Source organism: Streptococcus sp. 2022WUSS135, assembly GCF_044427045.1.
Classification (GTDB): Bacteria; Bacillota; Bacilli; order Lactobacillales; family Streptococcaceae; genus Streptococcus; species Streptococcus hashimotonensis.
The window spans coordinates 1-7,724 of sequence record NZ_JAOTGL010000045.1 but is presented as its reverse complement, the minus strand read 5'-3'; the positions used below and the strand labels follow the sequence as shown (position 1 = coordinate 7,724).

Annotated in this window: 8 protein-coding genes and 2 pseudogenes; 9 read left to right on the top strand and 1 reads right to left on the bottom strand. The window is 39.9% G+C overall.

All coding sequences use genetic code 11. The features are described 5' to 3' along the window. Positions 1-136: 136 nt before the first annotated feature. Complete coding sequence (locus ODU45_RS09605; protein ID WP_136671173.1) at positions 137-1,306, bottom strand: ABC transporter substrate-binding protein; 1,170 nt, start codon at positions 1,304-1,306, stop codon at positions 137-139. A 428-nt stretch (positions 1,307-1,734) separates the two neighbouring features. On the opposite strand from ODU45_RS09605, the gene ODU45_RS09600 reads away from it, so the two are divergent. From ODU45_RS09600 to ODU45_RS09560, 9 genes and pseudogenes are all read left to right on the top strand, one after another. Further along, on the top strand, positions 1,735-2,049 hold the full coding sequence (locus ODU45_RS09600; RefSeq protein WP_155965653.1) for a YdcP family protein: 315 nt from the start codon (positions 1,735-1,737) through the stop codon (positions 2,047-2,049). 16 nt (positions 2,050-2,065) lie between these two features. Further along, positions 2,066-2,446 (top strand): YdcP family protein, encoded by a 381-nt coding sequence (locus tag ODU45_RS09595; protein WP_155965655.1) that lies wholly within the window; start codon positions 2,066-2,068, stop codon positions 2,444-2,446. A 35-nt stretch (positions 2,447-2,481) separates the two neighbouring features. Then, entirely contained in the window at positions 2,482-3,858 is a 1,377-nt protein-coding gene (locus tag ODU45_RS09590) for an FtsK/SpoIIIE domain-containing protein (protein ID WP_155965657.1), read from the top strand. A 19-nt stretch (positions 3,859-3,877) separates the two neighbouring features. Next, positions 3,878-4,033, top strand: coding sequence for a conjugal transfer protein (locus ODU45_RS09585; protein ID WP_398581213.1), 156 nt, complete (start codon positions 3,878-3,880; stop codon positions 4,031-4,033). A gap of 18 nt (positions 4,034-4,051) precedes the next feature. Then, positions 4,052-5,256 (top strand): annotated as a pseudogene (gene mobT, locus ODU45_RS09580) (MobT family relaxase). Between the two features lie 123 nt (positions 5,257-5,379). Further along, on the top strand, positions 5,380-5,520 hold the full coding sequence (locus tag ODU45_RS09575) for a hypothetical protein (RefSeq protein ID WP_398581212.1): 141 nt from the start codon (positions 5,380-5,382) through the stop codon (positions 5,518-5,520). Positions 5,521-5,636: 116 nt separating this feature from the next. After that, positions 5,637-6,134: an antirestriction protein ArdA gene (locus tag ODU45_RS09570; protein WP_398581211.1), complete on the top strand. Its 498-nt coding sequence runs from the start codon at positions 5,637-5,639 to the stop codon at positions 6,132-6,134. Between the two features lie 13 nt (positions 6,135-6,147). Continuing rightward, positions 6,148-6,540 carry a conjugal transfer protein gene (locus ODU45_RS09565; protein ID WP_025186755.1) on the top strand — a complete coding sequence of 131 codons (393 nt, stop codon included), beginning with the start codon at positions 6,148-6,150 and terminating at the stop codon, positions 6,538-6,540. After that, positions 6,524-7,724, top strand: a pseudogene (locus ODU45_RS09560) (ATP/GTP-binding protein); the annotation flags it as partial. The gene ODU45_RS09565 and the pseudogene ODU45_RS09560, both read left to right, overlap by 17 nt.

The window sequence follows — 7,724 nt, the reverse complement described above, 5'->3', positions numbered from 1 at the left end:
CATTTTCATGCCTTTCTAGTTGTTTTGTGGTTATTATAATTATAAAGCATGAAATGGAAAACGAGCAACTCCTAAGTGGAATTGCTCGTTTTTTATATGTGAGAAGCTAGTTTTTGCCCAGCCTCTTCGTCCACTATTAGTCAATAGAGATAGTATCTACAGATGATTCTTCTCCGTTTGTTAAACTAACAACATAAACTGATTTAACGACATTGTGCTCTTTGTCAACAGACATTGTACCAGTCACACCTTCAAAGTCTTTCAGAGCTGCAAGATTAGCCTTCACTGCTGCTGAATCAGCTGCACCTTTTGCTGCTTCTGCTGCCATGTAAACCGAGTCGTAAGCTAAAGCTGAGAACATTGATGGCTCTTCATTGTACTCTTTCACGTATGCATCATGGAATGCTTTTGCTTTTTCGCTTGCTGATGTTACAAATCCAGAAAGGTAGTAAACATTTGATGCTGCTGATGCAGTTGCCAATTCAGTAAATTGTGGTGAGTCAAAACCATCTGAACCAAGAATTGGCTTGTCAATACCCAAACCGCGTGCTTGCTTCACAATTGTACCTGTTTCATTGTAGTAACCAGGCATGATGATGGCATCAAATTCTTTATCTTTCAATTTTGTCAAAGCAGCTTGGAAATCCTTATCGCCAGAAGCAAATGTGATTTCTGAAACGATTTCTCCTTTGTAAGCCTTCTTGAAAGCCTCTGCTACACCCTTACCATAATCAGAAGAGTTGTCAAAGTAAAGAACAACTTTCTTAGCTGACAAGTTCTCAGTAGCGTATTTAGCCATAATTTGACCTTGATACCCATCTGTAAAGGTTGTACGGAAGAAGTATTCTTGTACCTCACCTTTATCGTTCACAACCAAGTTTGTTTGAGTTCCTGAAGGAGTAATCATAGGAACACCAGCAGATGTCAATGCTGGAATAGAGGCTGCTGAAGCTCCTGATGTAGCAGGGCCAATCACAACGTTTGCCCCTTCACTTGCCAAGCTTGTTGCAACAGTAGCTGCCTCTGCTGTTTCAGACTTGTTGTCTTTTGTAATCACTTCGATTTTTTTGCCGTCAATACCACCCGCAGCATTGATTTCTTTCACGGCAAGGTTGGCACCTTTTTCCTCTGTTTGACCATAGGATGAAACAGCACCTGACAACTCCAAGTTGTAGCCGATTTTAAATGTATCACCTACAGAAGAACCTGCGGCTGAAGTATTGGTTGTCGAAACATTACCACATGCAGCAAGTAGAGCTGCAGAGGCAAATGTAGCAAGCGCTACTGCAAATTTTCTTGTTTTCATGAAAACTCCTTAAATCTTTCTTAAATTTTACGATGTATCTAATATACTGAATTATCTGAAAATTGTCAACAAAAAAAGAAAAAATTTTTAAAATAAAAACATAACAAAACTCCAATTATCCGCATAAACACTGGAAGTATTCCACCCCATCAAGGATAAAACCAATCAAATTACTACTGATTTACTACGTATGAATGAGCTTTGGTACGACGATTTTCCTTGAAAGGTGAAGATTAAAAAGGCACTTCCAATACAAATTGAATATTCAAAAGAGGTAGGCACTTCAAATATGAGGTGTCTATTTTTTTACTCAATTTGAAAGGTCGTGATAATGATGACAAGAAAACCTCATGAAAAGAAATGTCGCTCTCCCACGACAGACACACTGAAAATATAAAAATCAATATATCACAGAAAGGACGAAAAATATGGAACTAAAATATGTTATTCCCAACATGGAAAAGACTTTTGGAAACTTGGAGTTTGCCGGTGAGGATAAGGTCATACAAAGAAGAATCAACGGACAGCTTACCGTTTTATCAAGAAGCTATAACCTCTATTCCGATGTACAGAGAGCAGATGATATTGTGGTAACACTTCCGGCGGAAACAGGCGAGAAAAACTTTACCTTTGAGGAAAAAGTAAAGCTCATCAATCCCCGTATCAAAGCAGAGGGATACAAAATCGGCACACGAGGTTTTACCAATTATATTTTGGAAGCAGATGACATGATAAAAGCATAGAAAGTGAGGAAAAGAAATGAGATTAGCAAACGGTATTGTTTTAGAAAAGGAAGCGACCTTTGGAGAGCTGAAATTCTCCGCACTCCGTCGTGAGGTACGCATTCAAAAGGAAGATGGCACGCTTTCGGAAGAAATCAAGGAGCGTACCTATGACCTTAAATCCAAAGGACAGGGACGAATGATTCAGGTAAGCATTCCAGCCGGTGTTCCGCTAAAAGACTTTGACTATAACGCACATGTAGAGCTTGTCAATCCGGTTGCCGATACAGTAGCAACCGCAACCTTTCAGGGAGCAGAGGTGGACTGGTACATCAAGGCGGATGATATTGTTCTGGCAAAGGATATGGGAAATTTCAAAAGAGAAGCTCCTAAAAAAGAGCCTGTTACTGAAAAATAAGAGAAAGAGAAAAAATCGAAAGGAGGAATACGCAGATGAAACAGTGGCTTTTTTCCGGTAAACGGATTCGACCAAGCGATAAAGATTTGGTCTTTCATACAGTCATATCTATACTCCTGCCGGTGTTTATTCTTGTAGTCGCCCTGTTTCATGCCAAAACTATCTTAGAGATAAATCGGCAGGAGTTTCATTTACCAAAGGCAAGTGAAATCAATACTCCCTACCTTGCTTTAAGCTGTATCATTTCCGGTATTGTTTGTCTGTCACTGATTTTTGTGATTAGACGCTATCGTTATGACTGGATAAAACAACTCTACCATCGTCAGAAATTAGCCAGAATGATACTGGAAAATAAATGGTATGAAGTAAAACAGGTAAAATCAGAGGGTATTTTTGAAGATTCTTCCGGTCGGACAAGGGAAAAGATAAGCTACTTCCCGAAAATCTATTACCACATGAAAAACGGTCTGATACGGATATGTGTAGAAATCACACTGGGCAAGTATCAGGAACAGCTCCTGCATTTAGAGAAAAAGTTAGAAAGTGGCTTATATTGTGAGCTGACCGAAAAAGAGCTGAAAGATTCTTATGTGGAATATACCCTGCTTTATGACATGATTGCCAACCGCATATCCATTGATGAAGTACAGGCAAAAAATGGAAGGCTCCGCCTGATGAAAAATATCTGGTGGGAATATGACAAACTCCCTCACATGCTGATTGCAGGCGGTACAGGTGGCGGTAAAACCTATTTTATCCTGACCCTGATTGAAGCCCTGCTCCGTACAAACGCAAAACTGTATATCCTTGACCCGAAAAATGCCGACCTTGCAGACTTAGGTTCTGTCATGAAAGATGTTTATTACCAAAAGGAAGATATACTTTCCTGCATTGACAGATTCTATGAGGAAATGGTGGAACGCAGTACGGCTATGAAAGAAATGACAAACTACAAAACAGGTGAAAACTATGCCTATTTGGGACTTCCGGCTCATTTTCTGATTTTTGATGAATATGTCGCTTTTATGGAAATGCTTGGAACAAAGGAGAATACCGCTGTCTTAAACAAGTTAAAACAGATAGTCATGTTAGGTCGGCAGGCAGGTTTTTTCTTAATCTTAGCCTGCCAAAGACCGGACGCAAAATATCTTGGCGACGGTATCCGTGACCAGTTTAATTTCAGGGTGGCTTTAGGTCGTATGTCTGAAATGGGCTATGGCATGATGTTTGGAAGTGATGTGCAGAAGGATTTTTTCTTAAAGCAAATCAAAGGTCGTGGCTATGTTGACGTAGGAACAAGTGTCATATCTGAATTTTACACACCCCTTGTACCGAAAGGACATGACTTCTTAGGGGAGATAAAGAAACTCGCAGACGGCAGGCAGGACGCACAAAAGGCGTGCGAAGCGTAAGCCTTGCCGTGCGGGCTGTCTGCCGGTTGGTGTGGCGACAGCCACGCCAACCATTCACCCCCCGTATCTAACAGGGGGGTACAAATCGACAGGAAACAGTCAAAAAAATAGCAGAAAATTCTTTGGTTACAAGGAGTTTAGAAAATTTCGTGGTATGTCAAATGAGCTTCAATAGTTGACATACCTTTTTTAATTGGAGGGATTTAACTGAATGAACAAACTTTGATACAGCATTTAAAGGAAAAACGGTTGGCTTATGGGCTATCTCAAAACCGACTGGCTATTGCTACAGGCATTACAAGGCAATATCTTAGCGACATTGAAACTGGCAAGGTTAAGCCATCAGACGAGTTGCAACAATCCCTTTGGGAAACTCTGGAACGCTTCAATCCCGATGCCCCACTTGAAATGCTCTTTGACTATGTAAGGATTCGCTTTCCCACAATGGACGTACAGCATGTGGTTGAAGAAATATTGCAATTGAAACTTTCCTATTTTCTTCATGAAGACTATGGCTTTTATTCTTATTCAGAACATTATGCCTTAGGCGATATATTCGTTCTCTGCTCTCATGAGATAGACAAAGGTGTTCTGGTGGAATTAAAAGGTCGTGGGTGCAGACAATTTGAAAGCTATCTTCTAGCACAACAAAGAAGCTGGTATGAGTTCTTTATGGACGCTTTGGTGGCTGGTGGCGTGATGAAACGCCTTGACCTTGCCATCAACGATAAAACAGGGATTTTGAATATTCCCACACTGACGGAAAAATGCCTACAGGAAGAGTGTATTTCGGTGTTCCGCAGTTTCAAGAGCTATCGCAGTGGCGAACTGGTACGCAAAGATGAAAAGGAATGTATGGGAAACACGCTTTATATCGGTTCATTACAAAGCGAAGTCTATTTCTGTATCTATGAAAAGGACTATGAGCAGTACAAGAAAAATGATATTCCCATTGAAGACGCAGAGGTTAAAAACCGTTTTGAAATCCGACTAAAAAATGAGCGTGCCTATTATGCAGTACGTGATTTACTTGTCTATGATAATCCAGAGCATACAGCTTTTAAGATTATCAATCGGTATATCCGCTTTGTGGATAAGGACGATTCAAAAGCACGTTCCGATTGGAAACTCAATGAAGAATGGGCATGGTTTATTGGAAACAATCGTGAACGATTAAAGCTAACCACAAAACCAGAGCCTTACTCTTTCCAAAGGACACTAAACTGGCTATCTCATCAAGTCGCCCCGACCTTAAAGGTTGCTATTACACTTGATGAAATTAACCAGACGCAGGTTGTGAAAGACATTCTCGACCATGCGAAACTGACAGACCGACACAAGCAGATTTTAAAGCAACAGTCGGTAAAAGAACAGGACGTGATAACGACAAAAAAATAACTTAAATACAAATTCACTGCATACAGAAAGGAGAACATTTTTATGAATTTTGGATAAAACCTTTATAACTGGTTTCTATCAAATGCTCAATCACTGGTACTTTTAGCAATCGTTGTAATTGGCTTGTATCTTGGCTTCAAGCGTGAGTTTAGTAAACTGATTGGCTTTCTCATCATTGCGATTATTGCGGTGGGCTTGGTGTTCAACGCTGCTGGAGTAAAAGACATTTTATTAGAGCTATTTAATCGCATTATCGGTGCTTAAATTAAACCGTTATTTTGTGGAATATAAGTGGTTTTCTTATGTTCCGCAAAAGAATGGTACACCAAACGAAGTGCGGTAGGGATTTTTGAATCTCTACAAAGAAAGGACGTGAACACATGGACGATATGCAAGTCTATATTGCCAACTTAGGTAAATACAATGAAGGAGAATTAGTCGGTGCTTGGTTTACCTTTCCCATTGATTTTGAAGAAGTCAAAGAGAAAATCGGCTTGAATGATGAATACGAGGAATACGCCATTCACGATTATGAGTTACCCTTTACGGTTGACGAATACACTTCTATTGGCGAACTCAATCGCCTATGGGAAATGGTATCGGAGTTGCCAGAGGAACTACAATCCGAGCTATCTGCTCTGCTCACTCATTTTTCAAGTATTGAGGAACTAAGCGAACATCAAGAGGATATTATCATTCACTCGGATTGTGATGATATGGTAGATGTCGCACGTTACTACATTGAAGAAACTGGAGTATTGGGCGAAGTGCCAACCAGTCTTCAAAACTATATTGATTACGAATCCTATGGTCGTGATTTAGAAATTTCGGGAACTTTTATCACAACCAATTATGGGATTTTTGAAATCGTCTATTGAAAGGATTGATTCTATGAAGAAAATACGAAGCTATACCAGTATTTGGTCTGTTGAGAAAGTGCTGTACTCCATCAACGATTTTAGACTTCCGTTTCCCATAACCTTTACGCAAATGACGTGGTTTGTCGTGTCACTGTTTGCGGTTATGATACTTGGCAACTTGCCACCTCTTTCCATGATTGAGGGAGCATTTCTCAAATATTTTGGAATTCCTGTGGCTTTCACATGGTTTATGTCTACAAAAACCTTTGATGGTAAAAAGCCTTATGGATTTTTGAAGTCTGTCATTGCTTATGCACTGCGACCAAAGCTGACCTATGCAGGGAAAAAAGTAACCCTTGGCAGAAACCAGCCACAAGAAGCCATTACGACAGTTAGGAGTGAATTTTATGGCATATCCAATTAAATACATTGAAAATAATCTGGTCTGGAATAAAGATGGCGAATGTTACGCCTATTATGAGCTTATTCCTTACAATTACTCATTCCTAAGTCCAGAACAGAAAATACAAGTGCATGATTCTTTCAGACAGCTTATCGCACAAAATCGTGATGGCAAGATTCATGCTCTACAAATCAGTACAGAATCCAGCATACGTTCTGCACAAGAACGTTCCAAAGAGGAAGTAACTGGCAAACTCAAAGTAATTGCCTATGACAAAATCGACCAACAGACAGACGCTTTAATATCCATGATTGGCGAAAATCAAGTGGACTACCGCTTCTTTATCGGCTTTAAGTTGCTTCTCAACGATCAAGAGTTTTCTATGAAAAGTCTTACCGTTGAAGCCAAAAATGCTTTGTCTGATTTTGTCTATGATGTGAACCATAAGCTAATGGGCGATTTTGTCAGCATGAGTAATGATGAAATCCTGCGTTTTCAGAAGATGGAAAAGCTCTTGGAAAATAAAATCTCTCGTCGTTTCAAAATCCGTAGACTGGATAAGGACGACTTCGGCTATCTGATTGAACATCTTTATGGACAGACAGGTACAGCTTATGAAGATTATGAGTACCATCTATCAAAGAAGAAGCTGGATAATGAAACGCTGATTAAATATTATGACCTTATTAAACCGACCCGTTGTCTGGTGGAAGAAAAACAGCGATACCTAAAAATTCAACAGGAAGACGAAACCGTCTATGTGGCGTACTTTACCATCAACAGCATTGTCGGCGAATTGGACTTTCCGTCCTCTGAAATCTTCTACTACCAGCAACAGCAATTTACATTCCCGATTGATACTTCTATGAATGTGGAAATCGTGGCAAACCGTAAAGCACTAAGCACCGTTCGTAATAAAAAGAAAGAACTAAAAGACCTAGATAACCACGCATGGCAAAGTGATAACGAAACCAGCTCTAATGTGGCGGAAGCTCTGGAAAGTGTCAATGAGCTGGAAAATAATTTAGACCAAAGCAAGGAATCCATGTATAAGCTCTCTTATGTGGTGCGTGTTTCCGCAAATGACCTTGACGAACTTAAACGTCGTTGTAATGAAGTGAAAGATTTCTATGATGATTTGAGCGTGAAACTGGTACGACCTTTTGGGGATATGCTGGGCTTACATGAAGAATTTTTACCTGCCA